This is a genomic window from Phaeodactylibacter sp., assembly GCF_022763345.1.
Taxonomy (GTDB): domain Bacteria; phylum Bacteroidota; class Bacteroidia; order Chitinophagales; family Saprospiraceae; genus Phaeodactylibacter.
In genome coordinates this window covers 22721-49002 of the sequence record NZ_JALEGS010000056.1, presented here as the reverse complement: position 1 = coordinate 49002, position 26282 = coordinate 22721, and the positions used below count along the sequence as shown (strand labels likewise).

General features: G+C 52.7%; 20 protein-coding genes. 9 read left to right on the top strand and 11 right to left on the bottom strand.

Annotation, left to right across the window (positions count from 1 at the left end):
• Window position 1: 1 nt before the first annotated feature.
• From MRY86_RS15825 to rfbB, 4 genes are all read right to left on the bottom strand, one after another.
• Window positions 2-3796, bottom strand: coding sequence for an FG-GAP-like repeat-containing protein (locus MRY86_RS15825; RefSeq protein WP_293571640.1), 3795 nt, complete (start codon window positions 3794-3796; stop codon window positions 2-4).
• Between the two features lie 88 nt (window positions 3797-3884).
• Entirely contained in the window at window positions 3885-4583 is a 699-nt protein-coding gene (locus MRY86_RS15820) for an RluA family pseudouridine synthase (protein WP_293568541.1), read from the bottom strand.
• Window positions 4584-4591: 8 nt separating this feature from the next.
• Entirely contained in the window at window positions 4592-5299 is a 708-nt protein-coding gene (locus MRY86_RS15815; RefSeq protein ID WP_293568539.1) for a DUF502 domain-containing protein, read from the bottom strand.
• 3 nt (window positions 5300-5302) lie between these two features.
• Window positions 5303-6364, bottom strand: a complete 1062-nt coding sequence (gene rfbB, locus MRY86_RS15810; RefSeq protein WP_293568537.1) for a dTDP-glucose 4,6-dehydratase — start codon at window positions 6362-6364, stop codon at window positions 5303-5305.
• Window positions 6365-6506: 142 nt separating this feature from the next.
• Here rfbB and MRY86_RS15805 point away from each other — a divergent pair, with 142 nt between their 5' ends.
• The 5 genes from MRY86_RS15805 to MRY86_RS15785 all read left to right on the top strand — a co-directional run bounded on the left by MRY86_RS15805 (window position 6507) and on the right by MRY86_RS15785 (window position 14142).
• Window positions 6507-7268, top strand: coding sequence for a hypothetical protein (locus tag MRY86_RS15805; protein ID WP_293568535.1), 762 nt, complete (start codon window positions 6507-6509; stop codon window positions 7266-7268).
• Window positions 7268-8518 carry a glycosyltransferase N-terminal domain-containing protein gene (locus tag MRY86_RS15800; RefSeq protein WP_293568533.1) on the top strand — a complete coding sequence of 417 codons (1251 nt, stop codon included), beginning with the start codon at window positions 7268-7270 and terminating at the stop codon, window positions 8516-8518. Before MRY86_RS15805 ends, MRY86_RS15800 begins: the two co-directional genes overlap by 1 nt.
• Before the next feature lie 100 nt (window positions 8519-8618).
• Window positions 8619-9620 (top strand): bifunctional ADP-heptose synthase, encoded by a 1002-nt coding sequence (locus MRY86_RS15795; protein WP_293568531.1) that lies wholly within the window; start codon window positions 8619-8621, stop codon window positions 9618-9620.
• Window positions 9621-9754: 134 nt separating this feature from the next.
• Window positions 9755-12244: a T9SS type A sorting domain-containing protein gene (locus tag MRY86_RS15790; protein WP_293571638.1), complete on the top strand. Its 2490-nt coding sequence runs from the start codon at window positions 9755-9757 to the stop codon at window positions 12242-12244.
• 53 nt (window positions 12245-12297) lie between these two features.
• A complete protein-coding gene (locus tag MRY86_RS15785) occupies window positions 12298-14142 on the top strand; it encodes a T9SS type A sorting domain-containing protein (protein WP_293567368.1) in 1845 nt (614 codons plus the stop codon).
• A gap of 87 nt (window positions 14143-14229) precedes the next feature.
• Here the strand turns inward: MRY86_RS15785 and MRY86_RS15780 are convergent, their stop codons facing one another.
• Window positions 14230-15405 carry an aminotransferase class V-fold PLP-dependent enzyme gene (locus MRY86_RS15780; protein WP_293567371.1) on the bottom strand — a complete coding sequence of 392 codons (1176 nt, stop codon included), beginning with the start codon at window positions 15403-15405 and terminating at the stop codon, window positions 14230-14232.
• A gap of 99 nt (window positions 15406-15504) precedes the next feature.
• Between MRY86_RS15780 and MRY86_RS15775 the strand changes: the two genes are divergently transcribed.
• Genes MRY86_RS15775 through MRY86_RS15765 form a run of 3 tightly spaced genes read left to right on the top strand, consistent with a single transcriptional unit; the run spans window position 15505 to window position 18428 of the window.
• The gene (locus tag MRY86_RS15775) at window positions 15505-15846 is read left to right on the top strand and encodes a carboxymuconolactone decarboxylase family protein (RefSeq protein ID WP_044149718.1); all 342 of its coding nucleotides are present in this window, start codon (window positions 15505-15507) and stop codon (window positions 15844-15846) included.
• A 39-nt stretch (window positions 15847-15885) separates the two neighbouring features.
• Window positions 15886-18198 carry a UvrD-helicase domain-containing protein gene (locus MRY86_RS15770; protein ID WP_293571636.1) on the top strand — a complete coding sequence of 771 codons (2313 nt, stop codon included), beginning with the start codon at window positions 15886-15888 and terminating at the stop codon, window positions 18196-18198.
• Window positions 18198-18428 carry a hypothetical protein gene (locus MRY86_RS15765; RefSeq protein ID WP_293567849.1) on the top strand — a complete coding sequence of 77 codons (231 nt, stop codon included), beginning with the start codon at window positions 18198-18200 and terminating at the stop codon, window positions 18426-18428. The genes MRY86_RS15770 and MRY86_RS15765 overlap by 1 nt, the downstream gene beginning before the upstream one ends.
• 19 nt (window positions 18429-18447) lie before the next feature.
• Here the strand turns inward: MRY86_RS15765 and MRY86_RS15760 are convergent, their stop codons facing one another.
• The 6 genes from MRY86_RS15760 to MRY86_RS15735 form a co-directional block, all read right to left on the bottom strand.
• Window positions 18448-19083, bottom strand: a complete 636-nt coding sequence (locus tag MRY86_RS15760) for an RNA methyltransferase (protein WP_293567851.1) — start codon at window positions 19081-19083, stop codon at window positions 18448-18450.
• A 1-nt stretch (window position 19084) separates the two neighbouring features.
• A complete protein-coding gene (locus tag MRY86_RS15755) occupies window positions 19085-20623 on the bottom strand; it encodes an ABC transporter substrate-binding protein (protein ID WP_293567853.1) in 1539 nt (512 codons plus the stop codon).
• On the bottom strand, window positions 20580-22133 hold the full coding sequence (guaA, locus tag MRY86_RS15750) for a glutamine-hydrolyzing GMP synthase (protein WP_293567855.1): 1554 nt from the start codon (window positions 22131-22133) through the stop codon (window positions 20580-20582). The genes MRY86_RS15755 and guaA overlap by 44 nt, the downstream gene beginning before the upstream one ends.
• 78 nt (window positions 22134-22211) lie before the next feature.
• Window positions 22212-23147 (bottom strand): transcription antitermination factor NusB, encoded by a 936-nt coding sequence (gene nusB / locus MRY86_RS15745; RefSeq protein WP_293567857.1) that lies wholly within the window; start codon window positions 23145-23147, stop codon window positions 22212-22214.
• Window positions 23148-23309: 162 nt separating this feature from the next.
• The gene (locus tag MRY86_RS15740; RefSeq protein ID WP_293567858.1) at window positions 23310-24920 is read right to left on the bottom strand and encodes a DoxX family protein; all 1611 of its coding nucleotides are present in this window, start codon (window positions 24918-24920) and stop codon (window positions 23310-23312) included.
• Window positions 24917-25468: a DUF1599 domain-containing protein gene (locus MRY86_RS15735; protein ID WP_293567859.1), complete on the bottom strand. Its 552-nt coding sequence runs from the start codon at window positions 25466-25468 to the stop codon at window positions 24917-24919. Before MRY86_RS15735 ends, MRY86_RS15740 begins: the two co-directional genes overlap by 4 nt.
• Before the next feature lie 141 nt (window positions 25469-25609).
• Here MRY86_RS15735 and MRY86_RS15730 point away from each other — a divergent pair, with 141 nt between their 5' ends.
• A complete protein-coding gene (locus tag MRY86_RS15730) occupies window positions 25610-26272 on the top strand; it encodes a YigZ family protein (protein ID WP_293571634.1) in 663 nt (220 codons plus the stop codon).
• Window positions 26273-26282: the final 10 nt, after the last annotated feature.

The window sequence follows — 26282 nt, the reverse complement described above, 5'->3', positions numbered from 1 at the left end:
GTTACCGCACAATCGTCACCGGAAGTACCTCTCCAGTCTCAGTACGCATCCAGTACCGGCCTGCGGGCAACGCATTGACATCCACAGAGGTCACCTTGGCATCCAATGCTATAGTTTGAAGCCATTGCCCTGCGGCATTGTACAATTGCAAACGCTGTGGCAATGATTGCCCGTAGGACCTAATCCAAATACGATCGCGGGCCGGATTAGGAAACAGGGAAATTTTATTGCCAAAGGAAAGACTTGTTGACCCACTGCTGATCAGTACCACCTCCTCACAATAGGTATTCCCACCCCAGTCATTAGCTGCCGTGAGGCAAACCGTGTAAGTGCCGGATGCTGAATAGATGTGCTCCGGGTGCTGCGCCGTACTGCCTTGCCCATCGCCGAAGTCCCAAACCCAGCTAGTGGGGGTATTGGTGGAGATATCCGTAAAGACGGCCTGTAAATCAGCCGTTTCGTAGGCAAAAGCGGCCGCGGGCGTGAAGTCGGGCAGTTCGGATACCATCACATTTTGAACGGTGTTGGTGATGATAGGCGGATTGAAGTCGAAGTAAATGCCAGCGGTATTTTCAACGAGGGTATTTTCGTCCAGCCCGGGCAGGGTTTCGATTTCGAATTGCACAAAACCGTGGCTTTCCGGCTCATTGGTGGTGCTGTCGGGCAACAGGATGTCCCGGAAGTGGAATTCCAGTCGGCCATCTTCGTACAGTACGGCCTCGTAGGGATGGCTGCTGCTGCCTGGCGCAAAGGTGGCCCAGTCGAGGTCTTCCGATAGCTGATCGCGCAGAACCACATTGAAGGCGGTATCGGTGCCCGTATTCTGAAAACGGATGGTGTACAGCAGGGGCTCCTCAAACAGGGTATAGTTTTGAGTAAAAGGCGGTTGTTCCGAACGCGCCGGGTGCACCTGCTTGTCATTGGGATCATACGCACAGTTGATGATGGAAGTGAAGCCAAAGGTCGCTGCGGGCAGGGGTTGCCCTATGGCATTGTAGGGCACTACGCCCACCTGAATATCCATGGGCGAACCGATAAATTCCACCCCGGCAATGACCATGCTCAACGCTACGGAGCGGCTCTCTCCCGGCTGCAGCCCTTCAAAGTCCCAGAACAGGGTATCGCCTGACACCTGAGCCGGCACGGGCGTCGCTTCCACCAATTCGGCCAGCTCATTGAGGACCAGGTAGGCCTGCCCGTCGAAGGGCCAGCAGCCATCATTGGTGTAATTGAGCCAAAAGGGCACGGTAAAGCCGCAGCGGGTGGGCGCAGAAGCCAGGGTAATGCCTGCTTCGGGCTCCTCGGTATTCGGGCTTACACCAAATTCCAGGCTGTCAATGGGCGTGCCATCGAAGGTGATTTCGTAGCTCTCGGGGGTGGTAGTCAGGGCCCAGCATGCTTCGAGCTGGGGGCTGATGTTGTAGGTGCCTTCTGCCCCGTATACGGTAAACCGCCCTTCCTCATCTGTGAAGACCGCCAGTGCCTCAGGCTCTATCGTGATTGGAAAACGGTCGAGGAGGACCTCCTGTGTGTCGCGCTGTCCATTGGCATTGATATCAAAGAAAACCTGCCCGGAAACGCCCACGTCGTTGGCCAGATTATAAGAGACAATGATACGGTCGATACCTCCATTCGGAGGGGTCTCAGCATTACCTACCATATCCAGGTCGCCATCGCCATCCATATCTGCCAGTTCGAAGCCCCGCACCGCAATAGCTGCATTTGGGATGGGCAAAGGAGGCAGAAAATCACCGTTGCCCTGCCCTTTCAACCACTGCATGGGAAAGTCCTGATACCCCGAAGTGACAATATCCTGCACCCCGTCACCATCGTAATCCGTTAGTGTGAATTTTTCCATAGCCGGGCCACCAACGTAAATATCTTGCTGCGCCCCCAAATAGCCGCCCCCTGTACCTGGCCACCAGGCGATCCGGTCTTCTCCCCCAAAGCTGTTATCCGCAGAAACGATGATATCCATTAAGCCGTCCTCGTTCAAATCAGCGGCCTGTGCATAGAGCGCCGTTGTTATGTTCGTGGTCAGGGTATGAAGGTTATAAAAATCCCCTCCTCCCAAATTAATCCGGTAATCGATCACCGGGTAATCGCCTTTGCAAACAACGATATCGGTAAGGCCGTCGCCATTTAGGTCCGTAGGGAGGACATCCAGTACTCCTTCCACTTCTTCCCAAAGAAAGATGTGGCCGCCCCAACTACTGCCATTATTCGGCACCCAGCCTACGTAACCGGTAGGCTGCCCGTTGTGGCTCGGAGAGGCCCATAGCATATCGAGATCACCGTCACCGTCCATATCTGCCATCTGAAGGTCCCGCTTGAAAAAATAGCCGCTCTCGAAAGGGGGTGTTTCGGTAAAGGTACCATCGGTATTGTTGAGGTAAACGCAATAGATGCTTTGGTTGGTCGCATTGTCCTGCACACTGCCTGCGAGGACATCCGGCCAGCCATCGTTGTTGTAATCAAACACGGCAATACTGGCAGGTTCAAAATTATGCCTCCTTGCAATCAGCCTGGGCTGCGAATACCCCTGCCCCTCATTTCTAACCCAAACCAGGGCATCGCTGCCACCGGAGCCCACGGCAATATCCGGCCGGCCATCCTGGTCAAAATCAGCAACTACAGGGATACCGACCTGGTATACACCAAGTTCTACAAGCGCGGGCGGGGCAAACGCTCCATTGCCTTCAGAAGCCAGCCAGAGCAGGGCTTCCTTCGGAGGGGCCGAGCTGTTAATTCCATAAAGGATGTCCGGGAAACCATCTCCATTGAGGTCGGGCAGGTCAAGAAAGCGCTGATAAGCGGCATAATCCTGCAACTTGATGTCCGGCCCGAAATGACCGGTACCATCGTTTTGGAGCCACCCCACTTCTCCGTAACGGTGGCAGGAAGCAAGGTCAAGGTCGCCGTCACCATCCATATCCGCAGTCTGCACATAGTAGCTACCGTAGGCGGGCAGCAGGGTATCAGGTGTGGAAAAGGCACCGCCGCCCAGATTGCGGAAAAGGGTTAGCCCGGCACCACCTTCGTCTTCAATGCGGTTGGAACAAACGATGTCTGGCAGGCCATCCCCATCAAAGTCTCCGGTAACGACCGAATTAGGGCCCAAATGAATATCATTGATGACCTGAAAATCAGCAAAAGTGCCATTGCCCAGGTTCTCATGCCAGCAGAGGCGATGGTCGGAATGAGCGGCAACCACAACGTCCTGATCACCATCCCCATCCAGGTCTTCTGCATGCACGCTATTGGCACTATTATGATCAGCGCTAAGGAGCTGAGCATCGCCGAAGGTGCCGTCACCCTGTCCGGGCAGCCAGGATACGCCCTGAGATTCTCCGACAAGGGCATCGGTTTGCCCGTCACCATTGAGGTCGGCAAGGAAAAGGTCTGTCACAAGCCCGGCGTTATAAATGATCGTGGGCGGCCCGAAGGTGCCATCACCATTATTGAAGTGAATCCCGAAACCGGCCTGGTAGGAAGCAAAAAGCAAGTCTTCGTCCCCGTCGCTATCCATATCGAAGCCGGACAGGGAGCGGTAAAGCCGGTCCGTAAAGTCAATGGGGTTTTGATGGCCAAAGGTGCCATCCTCAAGCTGCGGGAGCCAAAACAGGCGCTTATCTGTAGCACAAATAACATCGGTGCGGCCGTCGCCATTTACATCTGAGCCTATGCTGAACTGTACGTTCCCTACTTCATCAAAGAGATCAATAGCGGGCGCATACTGGGCATGAAGCCCTGAAATCAAAAACAGGCCTAATACTGCTAACTGGAGTTTGTTCATCGTTTATTTGGGTTTAGCAGGGTAAGGGCTTCCCGAAAAAGAAAATGCACTGCACGACAATACGCAAGGCGGGGCATGACCATATTGCCTACCGGTCCCGCCACTGATTGGCAAACATCTGCCATACCTCATCCTTATTCACCGGATTGGCGGTAATGGTGACCGGCTCATTGCGCACTGGATGTACGAAGGACATGGACCGGCAGTGCAGGTGAATGGAGCCGTCCTTGTTTGGGGCAGGCGCGCCGTATTTCACATCCCCCCGAATAGAGCAGCCAATGCGGGCCAGCTGTACGCGGATTTGGTGGGGGCGGCCGGTCAGTGGGTTGACCTTAAGCAAGTGGTGGTTGCCCACTTCCGCGATCAGTTCGTAATCAAGCTCGGATTTCTTAGCGTCTTTGTTGCGGGGGCGAACGGAGGCGTGGGCGACGTTGCGGGTGCGGTCTTTGTCGATGTAGTGGACCAGGTGACCGGATAAGGGGTCCGGGCGCTCTTCGGTAATCGCCCAGTAGGTCTTTTGGATTTCGCGCTTCTGGAAAAGGGCGTTCATACGAGCGAGTGCCTTGCTGGTGCGGGCGTAAATCACGACCCCGCTCACCGGACGGTCGAGGCGGTGGATGGTGCCCAGGAAAACGGCACCCGGCTTGTTGTAGCGGTCGGCAATGTATTGCTTCACAAACTCGCTCATGGGCTTGTCTTCTGTAATGTCCCCCTGCACGAGCATGCCCGCAGGCTTGTTGACCGCAATCAAATGGTTGTCCTCAAAAAGTACTTGTAGTCCTTGCATAACGCTGGCTAATTATGGGACGAAGGTAATTCTTTTTCTGTATCTCCCTCCACCGCTTTCCCAGCTTCCGGCAAATCGAAAAGGCTCGAAGACCCCGCCCCAACGCTGATAATAGACCGCATCGCGTCTTCCGGGCGGGTTTTGACGTATTTCACATCCCCTTCCTTCATATGAAATACGAAGCCGTTGGTGGGGTTAGGGCCGGTAGGGACGAAGACGGTGACGTAGCCGTTGCCCAGCTCATCATCGGTTACAAAACCGGTCATCAGGGTGCCGCTGCCGAAGGGGTCTACGAGGACCACCTGCGAAAAAGGCACTTTCTTCCGGCCCAGGAATTGACGGACAGTTTCCCGTAGCACGCCGTAAAATGGCAGGTTCATCAACCACCGCTGCTCGAAGCTGGCAAACATTTTACTGCCCGAACTGGTCCGCACTACCAGCCCGAGCGCAAAAAAGAACGTGAGGACAATTGCCAGTGCAAGAAAATCCAGAAACCACGAAGGCAGCTCCTCTGAAAAAGGCAACAGCGCCCGGACCGGGGAGACCAAATTCGTCATGAAGTTGATCAGTATCCGGACCAGGAAAAAGAACAGGGTGAGGGGCAGTATCACCACCAGCCCCCCAATAAAAGTGGTTGCGAAAAATCGGCGCAGGCGGTTAAAAATCCGCATGAACCGGCGGGACCGCCTGCGTACTTCTTCGGAAGGTTCAATCATGCGCTATACGTTCGTCTGGTATTGTTTTTCGTAATAGGCCTGGTAAGCCCCGGAGGTCACCCGCTCCAGCCATTCTGTATTGCCAAGGTACCACTCGGCGGTCTTGCGCAATCCTTCTTCGGCTTGAATACTGGGTGCCCAGTTGAGCTCATTCATCAGCTTGGTGGCATCAATGGCATAGCGGCGGTCGTGCCCGGGCCGGTCTTTCACGAAAGTGATCAACGCCCGGGAAGTGCCCTGATCACGCCCCAGCAAATCGTCCATAACATCACAAAGCTGATGGACCAAATCAATGTTTTTCCATTCGTTATTGCCACCGATATTGTACGTCTCGCCATTTTTGCCTTCATGGTAGATGAGGTCGATGGCGGCAGCATGGTCTTCCACCCAGAGCCAGTCTCGGGTGTACTGGCCGTCGCCGTAAACCGGTAGTGGCTTATTGTGACGGATGTTGTTGATCATCAGCGGCAGCAACTTTTCTGGAAACTGATAGGGGCCGTAATTGTTCGAACAGTTGGAAATGACAATGGGCAGCCCGTAGGTATGGTAATAAGCCCGGACGAGGTGGTCAGAACTCGCTTTGGAGGCTGAATAGGGCGAACGGGGATCATAGGCTGTTTCTTCGGTAAAAAATCCGGTTTCACCCAGGGTGCCGTACACCTCATCTGTGGAAACGTGGTAGAAGCGCTTGCCGGAAAAATCCCCCCAGTGCTGCTTAGCGGCATTAAGCAGGACCACGGTGCCCACGATATTGGTTTCGATAAAGCTCATCGGATTGGCAATCGAGCGGTCCACGTGGGACTCCGCAGCCAGGTGGATGACGCCGTCGAAATCATGGGCAGCAAAGAGCTCCTGCATGGCAGCAGCGTCCGTAATATCCGCTTTGACGAAAGTGTAGTTGGCAGCGTTTTCGATATCCTTGAGGTTCTCCAGGTTGCCTGCGTAGGTCAGGGCATCGAGGTTAACGATGTGATAATCGGGGTATTTGCTGACCATCAGGCGGACAAGATGCGACCCAATAAACCCGGCACCACCGGTAATAAGGATTGTGGTTGGCTTAGACATGTTCTCTGGTTTTGATTTGCGGTACAGTGGTTCGGTGTGTTTGTGGACGTTGGACGACAAAGCTAACGAATTCCGGTGGCTGTTGCCAGTCCTGATGCGAGTGATTTTCCTACCTTTGCAGGAAACCAGAATCACTCTACCTATGCGTACGTACTTTTGGCTCTTTTTGTTGCTGCCGCTTCTATCTACTGCCCAGGAATATGGGGAGTTTGACCTCAACCGGGGCAATGGCATTCTTTTCAACGTCAGTTACGCCTACCATTCTCCGGGCGGGGACCTGGGCAAACGCTTCGGCGATCATTTCAGTGTGGGCTCCGGTTTAGAGTTTATTACCGACAAGGGCAACTGGCTGTTCGGGCTGGGCATGAACTACTACTTTGGCAATCAGGTCGCAGAAAATCCGATTCTAGGGCTGCTTAACGATCAGGGGGGCATTATTGGCAACAACCGAGGCTATGCCGATATACAGCTTAGAATGCGCGGCTACTACTTAGGAGGGCACGTGGGGAAGCTTATCCCGCTGGGCTTTTCCAGGAACCCACGCTCCGGGCTGCGGGTGACAGCCAGTGCGGGCTTGCTACAGCATAAAATCCGGATACAGGATGACCCGCTCAATTTTGTGCCTCAGCTTGACGACCAATACAAAAAGGGGTACGACCGCCTGAGCAATGGGCTGGCCTTCACAGAGTTTATTGGCTATCAGATACTAAGTACCAACAAACTGATCAACTTTTTTGCCGGTGTGGAATTCACGCAGGGCTTTACGATGAGCCGCAGGGCATTTGACTTTGCCAGCCGGCAGCAGGACACTACAGAGCGTGTGGACCTGAATGTCGGCTTTCGGGTGGGCTGGATTTTGCCATTCTACGTTGGAGAGCGGGCTTCTGAAGAAATTTACTATTGATGTTTGGGTATACCCTGGGGATTTACCTTTACGGGCTAGCGATGCAACTGGCGGCTTTGTTTCACCCCAAAGCCCGCAAATGGGTAAAGGGGCGGCAAAACTGGAAGAGCCGGCACCGGCAATTAAAGGCCGCACTGCCGAAAGGACGGCCGCTGTTTTGGTTTCATTGTGCCTCCCTGGGAGAGTTTGAACAAGGGCGGCCGCTAATTGAAAAGCTTAGCGCACGCGAGCAGCCACCACTTATTCTGCTTACCTTTTATTCTCCTTCCGGGTACGAAGTCCGCAAAAAGTACCCGCAGGCGGACGTGGTGGCCTACCTCCCACTGGATACACCTGCACAGGCCAGGGCTTTTGTAACCCTCTGGCAGCCACAGCTTGCGGTTTTCGTTAAGTATGAATTCTGGTTCAATATTTTGCAGCAACTGCAAAAGCGGAACGTCCCGACCCTACTGATTTCCGGCCTTTTCCGGCCAGACCAACTGTTTTTCAAATTTTACGGCGGGCCGTTCCGCCGCATCCTAAAGGGTTTCAGCCATCTTTTTGTCCAAAACGAAGCCTCTGGTGAGCAGCTGTCCAAAGCAGGCATTTCGTGTTGTACCGTAGCGGGAGATAACCGCATTGACCGGGTTCAGTCCATTGCCGCTCAAGCGCCCCGCATAACAGTCGCGGCTGCATTTTGTCAATCTGCACCAGTTATTGTGGTGGGCAGCTCCTGGCCGGAAGACGAAGCTTATCTCTTGCCCTATTTGAATAAAGAGCTTCCCGTGGACTGGAAAGTCATCATTGCGCCCCACGAAATATCGGAAAGCCACCTAAAAAACATTGAGCAGCAACTTGCCTTGCCCTGTATTCGGTTTAGCGCAGCCGGGAACAACCTGGAAAAGCTTGACCGTACAAGGGTGCTGCTTATTGACAATATCGGCATGCTTTCTGCGCTGTATCAGTACGGGCGGATTGCCTACATCGGGGGTGGGTTTAAAACCGGGCTGCACAACACGCTGGAACCTATTGCATTTGGGCTGCCGGTGCTTTTTGGCCCCCACTACCACAAATTTGAAGAGGCCCGCTACCTGGTGGAAGAAGGAGGCGGATTTGTGATTGAGGATGCACAAACCCTTTCTGATGCCCTGCGGAGGCTTCAGGAGCCCAAAGCCTATCAGGAAGCAGCAAGCCAGGCACTCCGGTACATCACCCAAAATCAGGGCGCAACCCAAAAAGTACTGCACTGGATAGAAAGTGCCGGTTTGTAGACCTTTTCAGCTTTAGCATTTTTACGGCATATTTCTATATTTGCTGTTCGGTTAAACGGCACTGTCAGCGACTCAAAATTCCATTGACCTATTATAGATTATGACTTCTAACCTGAAGGCTTTCCCGGCATTTGAACAGCAGAACATCCTGATCATTGGCGATGTGATGATCGACCGCTACCTGAATGGCAGTGTGGACCGCATCTCGCCAGAAGCGCCGGTGCCCGTAGTCCGGCTCACGGGCCAGGAAGACCGCCTGGGCGGTGCTGCTAATGTTGCCCTCAATCTCAAAGCACTCGGGGCAACGCCCTATCTGTGCTCTGTAATTGGAGCCGATGAGAATGGCTCTGGTTTACGCAACCTGCTGCCGGGCGTACATCTTTCTGACCGTGGGCTCCTGCAATCGAAAGAGCGCCGCACCACTGTCAAATCAAGAGTCATTGCAGGCAATCAGCACCTGCTCCGGGTTGATGCCGAAGATACGCACCCCCTCTCGGACACCGAACAGGAAAACCTGCTGCACCTCGTGGTGGACCTGCTCGAGCAAAAAGAAATCCACGCCATCCTTTTTCAGGACTACAACAAGGGCGTGCTTTCCTATCCGGTTATCCGGGCGGTTATCCTGGAGGCCATCAAGCGGGACATTCCTACCGCTGTGGACCCTAAATTTGACAACTTCTGGTCTTACAAACGCGTCACGCTCTTTAAGCCCAATCTAAAAGAAATCCGGGCACAAATACCCTTTGAGGTGCAACCTACCCTGGAGGACCTGAATAAAGCGGCTAATCACCTGCGCAGCAAACTGGGCAACCCCTACAGCCTGGTCACCCTTTCGGAAAAAGGCATTTACCTCAACAACCGGGGAGAAGGGCAGACCATTCCCACCCACCCAAGGTCCATTACGGATGTTTGTGGTGCCGGTGACACGGTTTTTGCAGTTGCCGGGCTTGGCCTTTCCCTGGGCATGCCGCTGGAGGAAATTGCGCGTTTGTCCAATCTGGCAGGCGGGCAGGTATGCGAACGGGTAGGCGTGGTCCCTGTAAACCGGGAGCAACTGGAAAAAGAATACCAGCAGCTCCTTAGCGAAGGAGAGATTTCGTAACCTGGATTGCTAAAGGCTTTCTTTCGCTGGACCAGAGACCGGTTTTTCGCTAAATTGATGTATTCTTTATTAGTGCATTTTGCGCCCGGGAGCTACCTCCCACTCTATTCTAAATCAAAACCCTGGATTAAGCTATGAAAAAAACGTTTACCCTTTTCCTGTTTTGCACGCTGTGCGTATATTCTGCTTCCGGAGCTATTCCTTTTTGGGAAGTCCACTTTGAGGCGGGCCTGCCTAACGGGTGGTCCTCAACCGATGCTTCCGGTCGGGATGTATTGTGGACCTACTGCAATGACTTTGCGGAGTGCCTGTCTGATCAGGGCCCAATCGAAGGCTTTTACGCTGAATCGGCTGACAATGGTTTTATGCTGCTCAATTCCGGTGCGGCGGGCCCCTTACCTGGCAACGGCCACATCAGCCGGTTGCGGAGCAATAACATTGATTGCTCCGGGCACGAACGGGTCTTTGTGCAATTCCAAACCAGTATCGCCACCGATAACGAAGCAGCATTTCAGAAAGCCGTGCTAAGGGTCATCACCCCGCTTGGCGAATCCACCTTCCGCCCCTTCCCCACCCTGAGGCGCAATGCACAGCAACTGGCGCCTAACCCTGACATTGCCCCGGGCCGCCCCTACGTTGTGACTTTCGACATCACCAACCTGGCTGCCGGGCAAAGTTCAGTAGAGCTGGAATGGGAATGGGCTGCTAATTATGAATTCGCCTGGATGATTGATGATGTCATCCTTACCGAAAATCACCCTGCTGCTCCCGATAATGCGGTCTTTTTCGAACCTTTCGAGTTTGGGGACAATGGCTGGACCTCTAATGTCCTGTTCTATAGTGAAAGCGATTCCATTTGGCAATGGCGCAGTGGAGGGGACGCCAGCCGTGGGCTGGGCGCCGATCAAAGTGCGTTAGGGCCGGATTTCTTCATTCATTCCGAAACAGCGGTGGATGGCGCGATGCTCTTCGACGGGGACTATTACACCACACTAGGAGACGAGCCCGGACAGCAGTTCCACATTTGCGAGCTGATTTCGCCAGTCATTGACCTTACACAAGCCAGTAAACCCCTGGCATTATCTTTTCACCAATTAGCCTGGCTGGGCAATACCGCCTTCAACGCCCCCTCTTCTGAGGGCACCCGGTTTATCACTTCCTTTTCGTACAGTACCAACGGAGGCACTACCTGGAGCGCACCGCAAGGCGTCAACCCCTACCTCACCCCGGTAACAAGCGCTAACGGCGATCAGCTTCCGCCCTATGACAACAGAGAGTATTTCCCATTGCCCAGCCTGGACGGCGTCAATGAGTTTCGGATCAAATTCACCTGGGCGGGCGACTTTTACTTTTGGGCACTCGACGATATTGCGCTGGAAGAGCGCCCCGACAGCGACTTGAGGACGAACCCTAACTTCTTCGCCCGCTTCCCCAATATGCAAACGCCGGTAGGCCAGCTTACGGATATCCCGCTCCAATCTGATCTGCAAAATATTGGAAGCGCGAACGCTACTGTTGTTTCCCGTAGTTTCCAGTTGACCAATACGGCGGACAACGAAGAGGTTCTATTCTCAACGGAAGAACCAGTGGCCGAAGTACTGGCCGTCAACGAGCTTTACGAAAACCTGCCCTTTGAGGAACCCATGCCCTCATCAGTTATTTCTGGTACCGGCATGTACCGGGGCACTTACGGGGCCAGCCATATAGAGCCGGACCAACGGCCGGAAAATGACAACGTCAGCTGGAGTTTTCAAATCACCGATTCCACATTTGCCAAAGAGGCAGGGTTTACCCGCGATATTGCTCCGGTGCAACAGGTAGACTACAGCTACGGCAATTGCTTTTTCATCCCCAATGGTGATGGGTTGTACGCCCGCTATGTTTCATTTGCCGTAAGCAATCCGGTGCCGCTCGCCAATTTCAGCCGGGCGGTCAATGTAGTCCTGCACGAGTGGGCAGGCGACCTGAACAACAATAATGAGGCAGATGCTGAAGAGCTGCAGGAGGTAGGTATAAATCTATACCCCTTTAACGGGACAGAGGGGCTGGGCATGATCACGCTTCCGGTGTCCTTTGAAGGTGAAGGCATACCCTTGAAAGACAGCACCTACTACATCATCAGCGTACGGTACAATGACCCTACGCCCCCTCTGCTTTTTATGCTAGCCAGTGACACAATTGATTATACCGCAACGGTTGCTGCGCACAATTCCACGCCCGGGCTTGTTCCACAGTACGCCAGTGCATTAGACGTTGGCAATGAAGGGGCATTCAGCATGTTGGGTTTTGGGTACGATATCGTGCCGGTAGTAAGGCTGCACATTGGTGAATCGCCCATTTTGACCCAAACTGCGGAAACGGAACCCTCGGCAGTAGCGGTCAGCATTAGCCCAAATCCTGCTAATGAGGCTTTCGAGGTCCATTTGAAGGGGGATTTTGTTGCGAAAGAAGCCAGATTAAGGGTTACAGATGCCTCGGGCAAGACAGTTCTTGACCGGAAAATTAAGGATTCTCTTAATAAAAGCTTTACATTTGCCGCTCGTCAGTTGCCTTCCGGTTGGTATACCGTCCGGCTTGAAACAGCAGAAGGCGTTCTCACTAAGCCCTTGGTTATACAGCATTAAAAACTTCCCCAGATCAAAATATCGTGGCAATTAAAAATCAAATACATAGATTTATGAAGTTATCTACTTTTCTTTTGGTGTTCACCTTACTCGGCACTGCTGTGCTGACAGGTCAAAACACTATTTTTTCAGAAGACTTTGCCAATGGCATTCCTGCTGATTGGTCAAATGTGGAAGTTCTTGGAAATGGTCAGCCCAGCTCGGTTTGGGTTTACTCTACAGAGGGGCCACAGGGAGCCTTCGCAACTGCCCCAATTGAATCTACAACAGCTGACAACGGCTGGGTTTTGTTCGACTCTGATCTAAACTGCAACGATCCTGCAGGACAAGATGCATGGCTAATTTCCCCTGCCATTGATGGGAGCGGTCTCAGTGACGTATGGCTCCGTTTTGAAACGTTTTATCGCTCATTTAACGACCGTCCTCAAATTCGCGTAGGTACAGATCTTGAAGACTTAGCTTCCTGGGGCACTATTGAAGTTTTCCCAGGTATTGGAGCGAATGATTTCATTGACCTTAACCCCGATCAGCTTCTATTTAACCTTTCAGAATTTGCTGCGGGGGAATCTGAATTTTACTTCGCCTTTCAGTTTCTCTCCACTTCTGAAACGGCTAATGGTGGGAGCTTAACTGGCTGCGGCTATGCCTGGCAGGTAGATGATGTGGAGGTCCTTGATTTCGATCCTCGTCCGGATAATGATATGCGTGTGAATACGTTCTTCGCACTGCCTCCTAACCGGGTAACACCAGCTTCTCAAGTGACACCTTTTGGTTTCATTGCCGACATCGAGAACCTGGGTGCTCAGCCCCAGAGTGATGCTACCCTTAGCGTATCCATCAGTGGTGCAAGCGGTGAGGTTTTCTCTGATCAATTGGTATATTCCATGGTAGGCACGGATTCCGTTGCTGAGAACGTTTTCTTCGAAGAAGAATTCGTTCCTGATATGATGCCAGGAGCCTATACTGGACAATATGAACTAACACTTAGTGGCGACGATGCTAACCCTGACAACAATATTCAGGACTTCTCTTTTATCATCTCGGATACGCTTTTCCAGCGTGATAGCGGAGAAGGGTTTGGCGGTACACGCCCGGCAGATGATAACGACTTCAGCTACGGTAACGTATACTACGTAACTAACGGTGACAACCTCTTTGCACGCCACGTTACCTTCGGCATTAGCGATATTAATTCTGCAGCAGGCTTCGCAGTATCTACTTTGCTCTATGAGTGGACTGGTGACCTTAACGGAGACGGTCTTGCCGCCGGTGATGAGTTGACCGGTCCTATTGCTTTCAATAGTTATGCAGTTGACGGCACGGAAGAAAGCGACTTTGTTACTATTCCTGTCGATATTGATGGAAACTTCCCAGCTCTACAGGACGATACGTACTACATCATTGTGGTACAGTTTGCACCAGATGATGATGATTCAGATTTATTCCTGAGCACTACTTCAAATATTGATTATTCAGCAACTGAATTCTATCAAGACTCAGTAGGCAACAAAGCACTTCCATATGTTGCTCTTGACGTAGGTAACGTAGGTGAGTTTTCACTGATTGGTTTTGGTTTGGATAACATCCCGGCTGTACGCCTTTCTATTGGTTCAGCAACAAACAACACCGTTGCTCAACTGCCGGAAAACAGCCTTGAAATTATGCCTTCTCCTGCCAATACACAGTTCCAGGCAATTGTAAACCTGGAAACACCTGCACAGGAGGTAACGGCTACACTGTTCAGCGCGAACGGTCAAGTGGTGGAAACCCGCAACCTGAGCAATATTCAGCAGACGACGCTGGACTACAACGTCAGCAACCTGCCCGCTGGCAACTACTACCTGCGCCTGCAGACCGAGCAAGGTATCCGTACCCTGCCCGTTGCTGTACAGCACTAATTGAGATTATCATAACTCAATAAAGAATGCCCCGGTGGACACTTGTTCCGCCGGGGCATTTTGTTTTGCTGCGAATGGCTGAACCGGTTACGGCTGTTGCGCTTCCCAGACCGGACTTCCTGCCCGTACTGCCGCAACGGCATTCCTAACCAAATCCACCGCCCGCTCAATATCTTCCGCACGGGTAAAACGCCCCAGGCTAAACCGCAGGGAGCTGTGCGCCTCTTCTGCCGTTAGTCCCATCGCCCGTAAAACATGGGAAGGCTCTACGGATGCAGAGGTACAGGCAGAGCCGGAGGACAGCGCCAGTTCCTGCGCAAAACGCATCATAACGGTATCGGATTCGGTGAAGGGGAAAGCGATATTTGAGACATGCGGCAAACGATGCTCCGGGTGCCCGTTGAGAAAAGCCCGGGGCACTTCCCTGAGCAGTTGTTGTTCCAGTTGGTCGCGCAGAGGTCGCAGGCGCTGAGCGTCAGCTTCCATTTGCGCTTTTGCCAGAGCAGCCGCCTTACCAAACCCGACGATGCCCGGCACATTAAGCGTACCCGACCGCAAGCCCTGCTCGTGCCCGCCACCGTGTACCTGAGCAGCCACGCTCACCTTGGGCTGCCGGCGGCTCACATAGAGCCCCCCCACTCCTTTCGGGCCATACATCTTGTGGGCAGAAAAAGCCATCAGGTGCACCCCGGCTTCCCGCGGATGGCAGGGTAATTTGCCTACCACCTGAGTGGCATCGCTCATTAGCAAGGTGCCATGCTTGTCGCAAAGAGCTCCAATCTCCTGCATGGGCTGCAGCACGCCGGTCTCGTTATTGCCCCACATAACAGACACCAGTACGGTATCCGGGCGAATAGCAGCTTCCAACTCCGATAAATCAACGAGCCCGTCAGATTGCACATCCAGGTAAGTGACCTCAGCCCCCAGCTGCTCGGCCCGGGCGCAGGCATCAAGCACGGCTTTGTGCTCCGTTTTTAGGGTAATGATGTGGCTGCCTTTACGGCGGTATTGCTCCAGTATGCCCAGGATAGCCAGATTGTCAGACTCGGTAGCGCCGGAAGTAAAGATGACCTCTTTAGCTTCTGCGCCGATCAGGTTGGCAACCTGCTTGCGTGCCGACTTGACGGCATCTTCTGCCAGCCAGCCCAGAGCATGATTCCGGCTGGCTGCATTGCCCGGCTGTTCGTAAAAGTAGGGCAGCATGGCTTCCACGACCTTGGGGTCGCAGGGGGTGGTGGCGTTGTTGTCTAGATATATCATCATTTTTCTGCTTAACGAAAGATAAGAAATTTTAGTTGCGCCTCCAATTCGCTCGCCGGGGCAGAATCCCTACTTTTGCCTTTCGGCAAAATACCATCCAATATGTCACAAGTACAAGAATTCAACGACTACCGGGCTAAGATGAATGAGAAAATTTTGGCGGAGGATAATAAAGTTTTGAAGCGCTTTTTCAATCTCGATACAAATGCGTATCAAGAGGGTGCACTTTCTTCCAAAACCAAAGAATTACTGGGCCTCGTGGCCTCTATGGTACTGCGGTGCGACGACTGTATCCGCTATCACCTGGGCAAATGCCATGAGCAGGGCGTGACCAAAGCGGAGGTCTTTGAGGTCTTCGCCATCGCCAATCTCGTTGGAGGCTCTATCTGCATCCCGCATACGCGCCGGGCGGTGGAGTACTGGGAAGCTTTGGAAGAAGCATAGGAATTTGTAGAACACGGTCTTAAGAAACGGAAGACAAGCATGAGCTATTTAGACGAATTGAACGACGTACAGCGGCAGGCGGTGACGAATACAGATGGCCCCGTACTGGTAGTCGCCGGGCCAGGCTCCGGTAAGACCCGGGTGCTGACTTACCGCATCGCTCACCTGATTGAGAAAGGGACGGCGCCCTGGGAAATTCTCGCCCTGACCTTTACCAACAAAGCGGCCCGCGAAATGAAGGAGCGGATCGGAAAGGTGGTCGGCCCGAGAGCCAACCGCGTGTGGGCAGGTACTTTCCACTCTATCTTCGCACGTATCCTCCGGGTGGAAGCCGAAAAGATTGGCTATCCGTCCAACTTCACCATCTACGATACGGATGACTCCAAGAGTGTGATCCGCTCCATCATTCAGGAAATGAACCTGAATAAGGACCATTACAACCCCAACGCCATCCTGTCGCGCATTTCCTCCGCCAAGAGTAGCCTCATCACCCCAAAACTCTACGAAAAAGATGAGGAGCTACGGGAGCAGGACCGCATGGCCAAACGCCCGCACCTGCATGCCATTTACAAAAAGTACACGGCCCGCTGTAAGCGCTCCGGAGCGATGGACTTCGACGACCTGCTGTACCGTCTGTACGAGCTCTTCCAGAAAAACCCGGACAATGTGCTCGACAAGTACCGGGAGAAATTTAAATACGTGCTCGTGGATGAGTTTCAGGATACCAACCACCTGCAGTACTCCATCATCCGGAAGTTTATACAGTACGATAAAAGCGACCGCAACATCTGCGTGGTAGGCGATGATGCACAGAGTATCTATGCCTTCCGGGGGGCTACTATTCAGAATATCCTGGACTTTGAGAAAGACTTCGAAAAGCACGGGATCAAAGTCTTCAAGCTGGAGCAAAACTACCGGTCTACCGAGCACATCGTGCAGACCGCCAACGAGGTAATCGGCTACAACCGCCGGCAAATCAAAAAGACCATTTGGTCCGATAAAGGCGATGGGCACAAGATCAAGCTCATCAAAGCCATGACCGATGGAGAAGAGGGACAGCGCATTGCGGATAACATCCTAGAGCAAAAGAACCGCCACCATTTGCGCAACAGCGAGATTGCTATTTTGTACCGGACCAATGCGCAATCCCGCGTTTTTGAAGAATACCTGCGCCGGTACAACATCGCCTACAAAATCTTCGGCGGGCTGTCGTTCTACCAGCGTAAGGAAGTAAAGGATATGGTCGCCTACCTTCGCCTGGCCGTCAATACTATGGATGAGGAAGCCCTGCGCCGGGTCATCAACTACCCCAAACGCGGCATTGGCAAAACCACCCTGGATAAGATCAGCACAGTGGCGGCGCAGCTCGATAAACCCCTCTGGGAGTGCCTGGGCCGGGTACAACTGAGCAAGCGTGCATCAGGTGCTATCGCCGATTTTGTAGCCATGATCAAGTCCTTCCAGAAGAAGGCAGAGGGAGAAAACGCCTACGAGGCTGCCAGCTACATCGCCAAGCGCTCCGGCATAATGGATGAGCTCAAAGCTGACAACTCTGTGGAGGGTATCAACCGCATGGAGAATGTAAATGCCCTCCTCGATGGTGTCAAAGCCTTTGTGGAGGACGATACCATTATTGATACGGAGACGATTGCCGATAAATCGCTGGCCAGCTACCTGCAAAATATCGCTTTGCTCACCGATTTGGACACCAAAGAAGACGAGAACAGCGAGTACGTCACTCTGATGTCGGTTCACGCCGCGAAGGGATTGGAGTTTAAATCCGTCTTTGTGGTGGGGATGGAAGAGAAGCTGTTCCCTTCCTTCATGTCCCTGGAGTCCCAGGATGGCATTGACGAAGAACGCCGCCTGTTTTATGTGGCCATCACCCGGGCAGAGCAGTTCCTCACGCTTTCTTACGCCAACAGCCGCTACCGCTATGGCCAGATGCGGTACAATGAGCCCAGCCGCTTCCTGCAGGAAGTACCTCTGGAGCGCCTGGAGGAAATCAGCGGTGCGCGTTCGTCCTTTGGCAGCAACCGGCCTGGCTTTATGGACCGCAATACCGATAACGGCAATAGCAACGGCAGCAGTGGTGCCAGGGTATCTGGTAACTTCAAAAAGCCTGACCGCGCGGTTAGCCTTGGCATCGACCCCAAGGAATTCAAACCCAATGCCCCTACGGAAATACAGGCCGGCATGAAAGTGCTCCACCTCAAGTTTGGAGAGGGTAAAGTCCTGAGCATCGATGGCGGCAGTGCCAACCGCATCGCCACCATATTCTTCAAAAACGCCAGCGACCCTCAGCAGCGCAAGATCATGCTGAAGTTTGCCAAGCTGCAAATCATTGGCTAATGACAATGGACCGAAAGACGCTACTACAGGAGGCCGAACAGCTCAGGCGCCGCTGGTTCCGGCAACTGCAGGCGATTGAGGGCGAACCCAACTGGCCTAAAGGATGGGAACGGCTGGAGCAGCTCCGGAGCCTGATCAAACAGGTGGAGCAGCTTGGGGAAGAAGACTGGGCCGAGGAGGAGGAGGCGCAGCAGCTGAGCCTGATCGTACAGGAGGCCAGGGATTTATAACCCTTTAAAAAGGGGGCCGTTACCCCTTTTTGTGGACAAACTTATTGTAGTTCTTCCGGTCGTGCCGGTCGAGGTAAGCTTCAATGAGGGCCTCCCGTTCAGCGGGGGACATGGGGTTATTGGTTTGGTACATATCGGCTGCCCGGCGTTGGCGGAGGGCTTCGTAAAGCGTGACCGCGCAGGCCACGGAGATGTTCAGGCTTTGTACCATACCCATTTGAGGGATCAGGAAATTGCCGGTAGCGAATTGTAATGAGGCTTCGGAGACGCCATCATGCTCATTGCCAAACAGCAGGGCGACCGATTGGGTGAAGTCAATCTCGTAAAGGTCTACGGCCTGTTCGCCCAGGTGGGTCGCCCAGATGTGGTCATATTTTTGCTGCACATGGGCAAAACAGGCAGCTACATCGTGGTAAAGGTGAATATCAATCCACTTCCGCGCACCGGAACTGGCATTTTTTCCAATTTCAATGCGTTCCTGATCAAGGCTCGGCTCGGTGTACAATACGAAGATTTCCCGGATACCCACCGAATCACAGGAACGCAGGACAGCACCGATGTTATGTGGATCGTGCACATTCTCCAGCACCACAGTGAGGTTGGGCTGCCGGCGGGCGGCAACCGAAGCTAACCTTTCCTTTCTTTCTGCTCTCAATTTATCTCAAATTCGCTGACTGAAACTGGTAGTCCTGAAACTTCAGGATATTGACATGCTTATTTTCGAACTTTTGTATCGGTGGGTTCTCCATACCAGTAGTGGTAGGCCGGACCACCCGCTCAAAGTCGAACCGGGTATGCAGCATCTGCTCCGGTTCCTGCTCCAGCTGATACTGAAACTTGGTACCATAATCATTGAGCATGCGGCCAAAGTAGCGAGTCACATCATAGGCGAGAAAAGCCTCCTCCCCGGGTGTCACACCAAACCGGTTGTAGAACTTACGTTTAAAGAACCGGATATCATCAGAATAATTGTCCAGGTAGGCATCGCTGCTGATGTGTACGTTCAGGCTTTCGTATAAGTCAAAATCGATCCGCTCGTATTCCTGCCACTGCGGCATGCCATAGACGACCACATGCATGGGCGCTGCCTGAGCCTGACCGGGCTCCCGGCCTGAGTTCATCGGGTTCTTAGCCAGCTTTGCCTGACTGAGGAAAGAATACACAAAGGTTTCGTTAGACCAGGAAGGCACGATAAAGACAGTTGTATCTCCTGGTGTCATAAAAGACGACAAATCAATATTGCCAAAACGTTCTTCATCGTTATTGTCTACTTCCACCACGTACTCCCGCAACCGCAGAGAGTCCTCAATACGCCCCTCAAGCCGGAAAATCTCTTCCTGAAAATAGTTGAACCGCGCCCGCTCTACCTCTTTGTCTCTGGAGACCAGGACGATTTTCTTACGCCCATAGTTCTCGTAGGCGTGCTTTGTGATCGCCTGGCAGTGCGACTGCAAGGTAGGGCTTACCTGTATGTAATTCGGATTGGCCGTGGCAATATTTGCGGAAGCGCTGTGTGGTGAAACGTAGGTCTTATTATTACGGCGGGCAAATTCGGCGACCATCTCTACATTATCACTCCGGTACGGGCCAATAATCAGGTGAGAATTATACAACTCAGACCGGGTGCTGAGCAACCGCCCCACTACTGCTTCCTGTGCCTTGCTGTCCATAATACGGACATTCAGCTTCACGCCCTGCTCATCGAGCTCATCCAAAGCCATCTGCATGCCCCCATAGTAGTTGAGGGCCCAGGTGGAATTGCGGAAAATCTCGTTGCTTTCCGGGTTGAAGCGGTCCGAAAGGAAAGGTAGCAGCACCGTCACATTATAGGAGGTATAAAACTCTGTACCGAAGTCTCCCCGCTCAATAAGCTTGGAAGGATTGCCCATCACTTCTTCCTGCGCCATGCCTTCTCCGGACTGAATCGGCGGGATGCTATCCGTGGAAATCACTTTCCATTTGATGGTGTCCATGGTTTCCACCGGTGTTTCGTCTACGATAACCAACTGGCCGGTTTCAGGATCGTAGATTTTTTTGCCCGGCAGCGGGTCAAGTTCCTCACCAATCTCTTTAGGCTCCTCGTCAGTTTCGGCTTTCCGGAATAAGGCACAGGAAGAGACAGTAAGCCCCAGAAAAAGGGCTATCAACAGTCTATTCCCATTCAATTGTGGAAGGCGGCTTAGTGCTGATATCATAAACGACACGGTTTATTCCTTTTACATTATTGATGATCTCGCTGGACACAGTGGCCAGGAAATCGTGCGGCAGGCGGCTCCATTCGGCAGTCATCCCATCCCGGGAGTTCACTGCCCGCAGGGCAACGGTCTTTTCATAGGTCCGTTCATCGCCCATCACACCCACCGATTGCACCGGCAGGAGAATGGTACCCGCTTGCCAAACTTCATCGTACAAGCCGAATTTACGAAGATTGTTGATATAAATCGCATCTGCCTCCTGCAGCATACGCACCTTTTCCGGTGTAATATCTCCTAAAATCCGGATACCCAGGCCCGGACCGGGGAAGGGATGCCGGCTCACAATCGCCTGCGGAACCTCTAATTCTGCGCCCACCAACCGCACTTCATCCTTGAACAACATGCGCAGCGGCTCCACAATTTTGAGGTTGAGCATTTCGGGCAAACCGCCTACATTATGGTGCGATTTTATGGTAACAGATGGGCCGTGCACGGATACAGACTCGATCACATCCGGATAAATCGTACCCTGCCCCAGCCACTTAATCGCCCGGTCTTCTTCTTCCAGCTTCAGTGCCTCTTTTTCAAAAACCTCAATGAAGACGCGGCCAATTACTTTACGCTTTTGCTCTGGATCAGAGACGCCTTTCAATTCTTTATAAAATTCCTCTTTAGCATCTACACCAACCACACGCAGCCCCATATCCTTATAAGAATGGAGCACCTCCTCGAATTCATCCTTGCGCAGCAACCCGTTATCCACAAAAATACAGACCAGGTTGTCACCAATCGCTTCGTGCAGCAATGAGGCCGCTACGGTGGAATCCACACCACCCGACAGCCCCATTAAGACGTGGTCGCCCCCGAGTTGGTCACGCAGGGACTGCACCGTTTCTTCTACGAAGGCAGCCGGGGTCCACTCAGCATGACAGCCAGCGATGTCTTTTACAAAATTCTTAAGGACAGTCATGCCATCCAGGCTATGCGAAACTTCCGGGTGGAACTGTATACAGTAAACCGGTTGGGCAAAAGCACCGGCTTTAGATTTATAAGCCGCAACATCCACATGTGCGGTACCCGCCAGGAGTTCAAACTGATCAGGGATTTCCATGATCGTATCTCCGTGCGACATCCACACCTGAGAGCCCTCGGGCACGTCCGCCAGGAAGGGATCCGCCTGATACATGCGGCTCAGTTCAGCTTTGCCATACTCTCTCTTCAGGGAACGCTCCACCTTGCCGCCCATTTGTTTGGCGATGTACTGCGCACCATAGCAGATACCCAGTACCGGGCGCTGCCCAATGAGTTGGTCCAGGTCAGTATGTAATGCATTTTCGTCGGCAACGGAAAAAGGGCTTCCCGATAAAATGATGCCTTTGATGGTATCGTCCAGCTCAGGTACCTTATTGAAAGGCACGATCTCGCTGTAGACGTTAAGCTCCCGGATACGCCGCGCAATGAGCTGCGTATACTGCGAGCCGAAGTCGAGGATGAGGATTTTTTCTGTCATGGCGCGAAGATAGGATTTTCTCCCATCATTACAGCCCTTTGCCGGTAGTGGAATGGCAGGGGCTATGTACATTAAACCTTACTCCTGCAAGCCACGCCCCTGTTTGCGGATTTTGCCCTCCTTATTAAGCTGCTTCATCAGGCGGTCAAGGATACCATTGATGAAGTCCTTGCTTTTGTCGGTGCTGTACTGCTTGGAAATTTCCACGAACTCGTTGAGTGTGACCTTAGTAGGGATAGACGGGAAGGAAGTCAGCTCGCTCAGGGCCATCTTCAACAGGATCATATCAATGACGGCCACCCGGTCGGCATCCCAGTTGCGCAGCGTGGGCTCAATCACGGAAAGTAAATCGTCCCCTTCTTCGATCACCTGCCGCAGCAGACGCTCGCCGAAGTCATCCACAGCTTCACCCTGCGGGCGGTGCTCCTCAAAAAAGTCGCCCTCCACTGGCAGTGCCTTGATGGTTTTCTTCACTGCTCCCACCACGAGGGACTCATCGTCCACCCAGTTGGGATAATGGTCTTCCAGAAAATCGTTAAAGGGCTCGTTGTTGACCAGGTGCTTGAAGAGGGACAGCAACATTTCGGTGTGCTCCTCATTGGTGTGGGAAGCCTGCCGGCTATAGGTCAGGTACTCTTCTGTTTTGGCAAAGTCCTGATAGAAGGTCCGGATGTTGTCCAGGTCGATACGGTTTTTAAGCTTGCGGCGGCGCAGCAATTCCTGAAAGCCATCATTGCGCACCAATGACTGAAGCAGTTCATTCTCAGCCAGTACAGCTGTAAACTGCTTATCCGAATCGGAGGGCAGGAGTTTTTCCAATTTCTTGGCTTTGTCCTGAATGGCATACTCTGATGTACGCACCAGCGCCCAAAGCGTGAAGAGGTACAAATCAAAGGAGCGCTGTACGTTCGCCCGGTATCGCCTGACGGTGTCGTCAAGCCCAAGCGAATGATCCTGGCTCATGGAATAAAGCATCTGCATTACTTTAATGCGGATATTCCTTCTACTCAGCATATTTCAATATTCCCGGTTAAAGTCGTCGCAAATATACACTCTGATTGTTGGTTTGCGACATTGAGACCAATCAATTTGCCTTTTAAACAAAAAAAGCCCGGGCTGACCAGGTAAAATCCCGTCTTCAGCCCGGGCTATTTGCGCCCTGCCCCACCTTCTACTTTATTGCATGTAGCTGGCTTTTAGCGCTTCGTAGGTCGGCAGTTTTTTGTAGTGCCACTTACCAATAACTTTTCCGTTCTTCAGCAGTACCACGCCCGGATTAGACCGGACAATGGTTTTCAGCAGAATGTCATCACCCGTGTAGAATGGATAATTGCTATTGGAAGCCGCCTGAAACTGTTCGAGCTTTTCGGGTGATGCAAAGCTGGTTGCCCCGAACACCTTAAACCCTTCCTGCTGCGCCTCTGCAAGTACCGGATTCACGATGTCCGTCCAGGGATTGAGGTAGCCCTTGCCAAAGTGGTAAGTGGTTTGCTCTACCTGCCGCTTGTCGATCCGGTCAATACTGCGCACGAGCTTGATGGTGTCTTCCACGGCCACGGTGTCTACTTTGTAAACGGTGTCACGGAGCATCTGCGTGGTGACCGCTTCCTTCTCCGTGTACAATTTATAGGCAACCACCATAAAGCTGTAGTCCGGGTTATTGAGGATTTCGTAGGTCATATCGCCGCCTTCCGGCCCGCCTGACAGTTCAAAATCACTGATTTTGCTGCGCTCTACCACTTTGGCAGTCGTATCGCCTTCCAATTCCCACTGCTGTGCCAGATAACTCGCCAGCTCCGCTTCATAAGATTCGCCTTCTGCGCTTGGGATGCCGTAGCCGTCAGCGGTTTTCACCACTTTAACCACGGGTTTGGCCTTGATCTGTTCGAGGTCCCACTCTTCCTTTGGGTAATCCTTGTATTTTTTCAGGTATTCATCGATGGGGAACTGCGCAGTTTCTCCGGTTTCCTTGTTGGTCACCTTGTAAGCAATGACTTCCGCATTGTTTTCGGCAAGGTCTTCCAGTTCCTTCTCCAGGCGAATATTGGCTTCGTTGTGGAAGGGGCGGAAATCGGTGTGCGGGATGTCCCACATATAGTTGCTGAAGCAGTAAAGTGTCAGTGCTGCGGTGCCCAAAATAACCGCTGCGGTACGGCCACCTGCGCCCATGAGCTGATGCATTTTCCCATGGAAAATCAGGAACAAAATGGAAGGCACAAGGAGAAACACATCCTTCATGAAAGAGGTAAATGGTGCCAGCTTGATGAAGTCTCCAAAGCAGCCGCAGTCGGTCACTTTCATATTGGTTTCCACGTAGGGGCCCCACTGTCCAAACTGGAAGAAATTAACGCCCGCAGGTACATAGCCGGTCAGGAAGGTAAAGCCCGTCAGCACGGTAAAGAAAGCCACGAGCAGGAAGAAAGCCCAGGCTGTCAGCTTCCGGGAAGAACCAATGAGCAACATGATGCCGAGCACGATCTCAAAGACGATCATGAATACGGAAAAGCCGATCGCCCATTCCGCCAGCTGCGGAAACATCGGCGCCAGGAAGGAAAACCAGGTGCCGGAAAAAGTGGACTCAAACTCCGCGAAGTACTGCTCCATTTTGTAAGCCGTACCCAGGGGATCCACCGCTTTTACCCAGCCCGAAAAAATAAACAGCGCACCGCAGAAGTTCTGCAGGAAGCTGATGATCCAGTTTTCAATGCGCTTGGTCGTCAACCCGATAATCAGGGTCAGCAGCAGCGCCACGGCTGCAACAGAAAGTACCAGAGTGCCTATAGTCATGATGAAGCGTTTTGTTCGTTCAGTTTGATGAGTGCAAAAATAGCATAATTGATGATGTCCAGATAATTGGCATCCAACCCTTCTGAAACCAGGGTCTGACCAGCATTATCTTCAATCTGCCGGACCCGCAGGAGCTTTTGCAAAATCAGATCCGTCATGGAAGCAATGCGCATATCCCGCCAAGCTTCCCCGTAGTCGTGATTTTTGGCTTCGAGCAGTTCCCGCGTCAGGGCCACCTTGGCATCGTAACGGGCAACCGCCTCTTCGGAAGGCAGCTCTATCGGGGCGTCCTCCGGCAGCTCCAGCTGAATCAGCGCCATAATACTGTAGTTGATCAGCCCTCGATAGTCGTCTTCCACCCGGTCTTCCACTTTTTGCTGCTGTTTTTCCTCGATACTCCGGATACGCTTGGCCTTGATGTACAGCTGATCGGTCATAGATGCCGGCCGCAGGATACGCCAGGACGTCCCATAGTCCATGGTTTTCTTTCGAAATAGCTCCCGGCATGCTGCCATAATCTCGTCGAAGGATTCCAGTGTGGTTTTCAAGGTGCGTGGTTTTGCGCAAATATACTCACTCCCGTGCCTAATAGGGAATTCCATGTGGTAAAGATGGCAATAATACCGCTACGCCTTGTTAATAGATTCGCAAGGTTTGTTAACAGTGTGTAAAAGATTAATTTCACGCCGATGCCGAACCTAAAAGATACGTACCTGACGATTAGCGGGATGGCTTCGGGCGAATTCCGCGACCGGGGCAGCAAGTTCATTGCCTACGCCTACCCGGCCTATACCGAAGAGGAGTGGAAAGCCGCCCTGGAGGAAGTCCGCAAGCTCCATCCCAAGGCCCGCCACCACTGCTACGCTTACCGGCTGGGGTTGGACCAAAACAACTTCCGCGCCAATGATGACGGCGAGCCCAGCGGCACTGCCGGCCGGCCTATTTTGGGCCAGATTGACAGTTTTGGGCTGACTTACGTGATTGTAATTGTGATCCGGTACTTTGGGGGCACGCTCCTGGGCACCTCTGGCCTGATTAATGCCTACCGCGAAAGCACGGCAGCAGCCCTGCAGGAAGCCAATATCATAGAACGTACCGTTGAGGAAATCTACCGCCTCTCCTTCGACTATGGGCTGATGGGCAACGTGATGAGCAGCATCGAACACTTGCAGCTCAACATGATCGGCCAAAACTTCGATACTTCCGCTACCGTCGATCTGGCGATCCGCCGCAGTGAGGCCGCCCCTACCCTGCTCCGCCTCAAAGCCGCTATTGGCAATCTGTACCTCGAGGAGGTAGACGAGGAAACCGAAGTCGAGGGCCTGGGCATCGAGTGGGTGGAGACGAGGTAAACGGCTTGGA

Coding starts and splice junctions, on each gene's coding strand:
- MRY86_RS15825 (WP_293571640.1), bottom strand. CDS start 3,796: ATGAACAAACTCCAGTTAGCAGTATTAGGCCTGTTTTTGATTTCAGGG.
- MRY86_RS15820 (WP_293568541.1), bottom strand. CDS start 4,583: ATGCAAGGACTACAAGTACTTTTTGAGGACAACCATTTGATTGCGGTC.
- MRY86_RS15815 (WP_293568539.1), bottom strand. CDS start 5,299: ATGATTGAACCTTCCGAAGAAGTACGCAGGCGGTCCCGCCGGTTCATG.
- rfbB (WP_293568537.1), bottom strand. CDS start 6,364: ATGTCTAAGCCAACCACAATCCTTATTACCGGTGGTGCCGGGTTTATT.
- MRY86_RS15805 (WP_293568535.1), top strand. CDS start 6,507: ATGCGTACGTACTTTTGGCTCTTTTTGTTGCTGCCGCTTCTATCTACT.
- MRY86_RS15800 (WP_293568533.1), top strand. CDS start 7,268: ATGTTTGGGTATACCCTGGGGATTTACCTTTACGGGCTAGCGATGCAA.
- MRY86_RS15795 (WP_293568531.1), top strand. CDS start 8,619: ATGACTTCTAACCTGAAGGCTTTCCCGGCATTTGAACAGCAGAACATC.
- MRY86_RS15790 (WP_293571638.1), top strand. CDS start 9,755: ATGAAAAAAACGTTTACCCTTTTCCTGTTTTGCACGCTGTGCGTATAT.
- MRY86_RS15785 (WP_293567368.1), top strand. CDS start 12,298: ATGAAGTTATCTACTTTTCTTTTGGTGTTCACCTTACTCGGCACTGCT.
- MRY86_RS15780 (WP_293567371.1), bottom strand. CDS start 15,405: ATGATGATATATCTAGACAACAACGCCACCACCCCCTGCGACCCCAAG.
- MRY86_RS15775 (WP_044149718.1), top strand. CDS start 15,505: ATGTCACAAGTACAAGAATTCAACGACTACCGGGCTAAGATGAATGAG.
- MRY86_RS15770 (WP_293571636.1), top strand. CDS start 15,886: ATGAGCTATTTAGACGAATTGAACGACGTACAGCGGCAGGCGGTGACG.
- MRY86_RS15765 (WP_293567849.1), top strand. CDS start 18,198: ATGACAATGGACCGAAAGACGCTACTACAGGAGGCCGAACAGCTCAGG.
- MRY86_RS15755 (WP_293567853.1), bottom strand. CDS start 20,623: ATGATATCAGCACTAAGCCGCCTTCCACAATTGAATGGGAATAGACTG.
- guaA (WP_293567855.1), bottom strand. CDS start 22,133: ATGACAGAAAAAATCCTCATCCTCGACTTCGGCTCGCAGTATACGCAG.
- nusB (WP_293567857.1), bottom strand. CDS start 23,147: ATGCTGAGTAGAAGGAATATCCGCATTAAAGTAATGCAGATGCTTTAT.
- MRY86_RS15740 (WP_293567858.1), bottom strand. CDS start 24,920: ATGACTATAGGCACTCTGGTACTTTCTGTTGCAGCCGTGGCGCTGCTG.
- MRY86_RS15730 (WP_293571634.1), top strand. CDS start 25,610: ATGCCGAACCTAAAAGATACGTACCTGACGATTAGCGGGATGGCTTCG.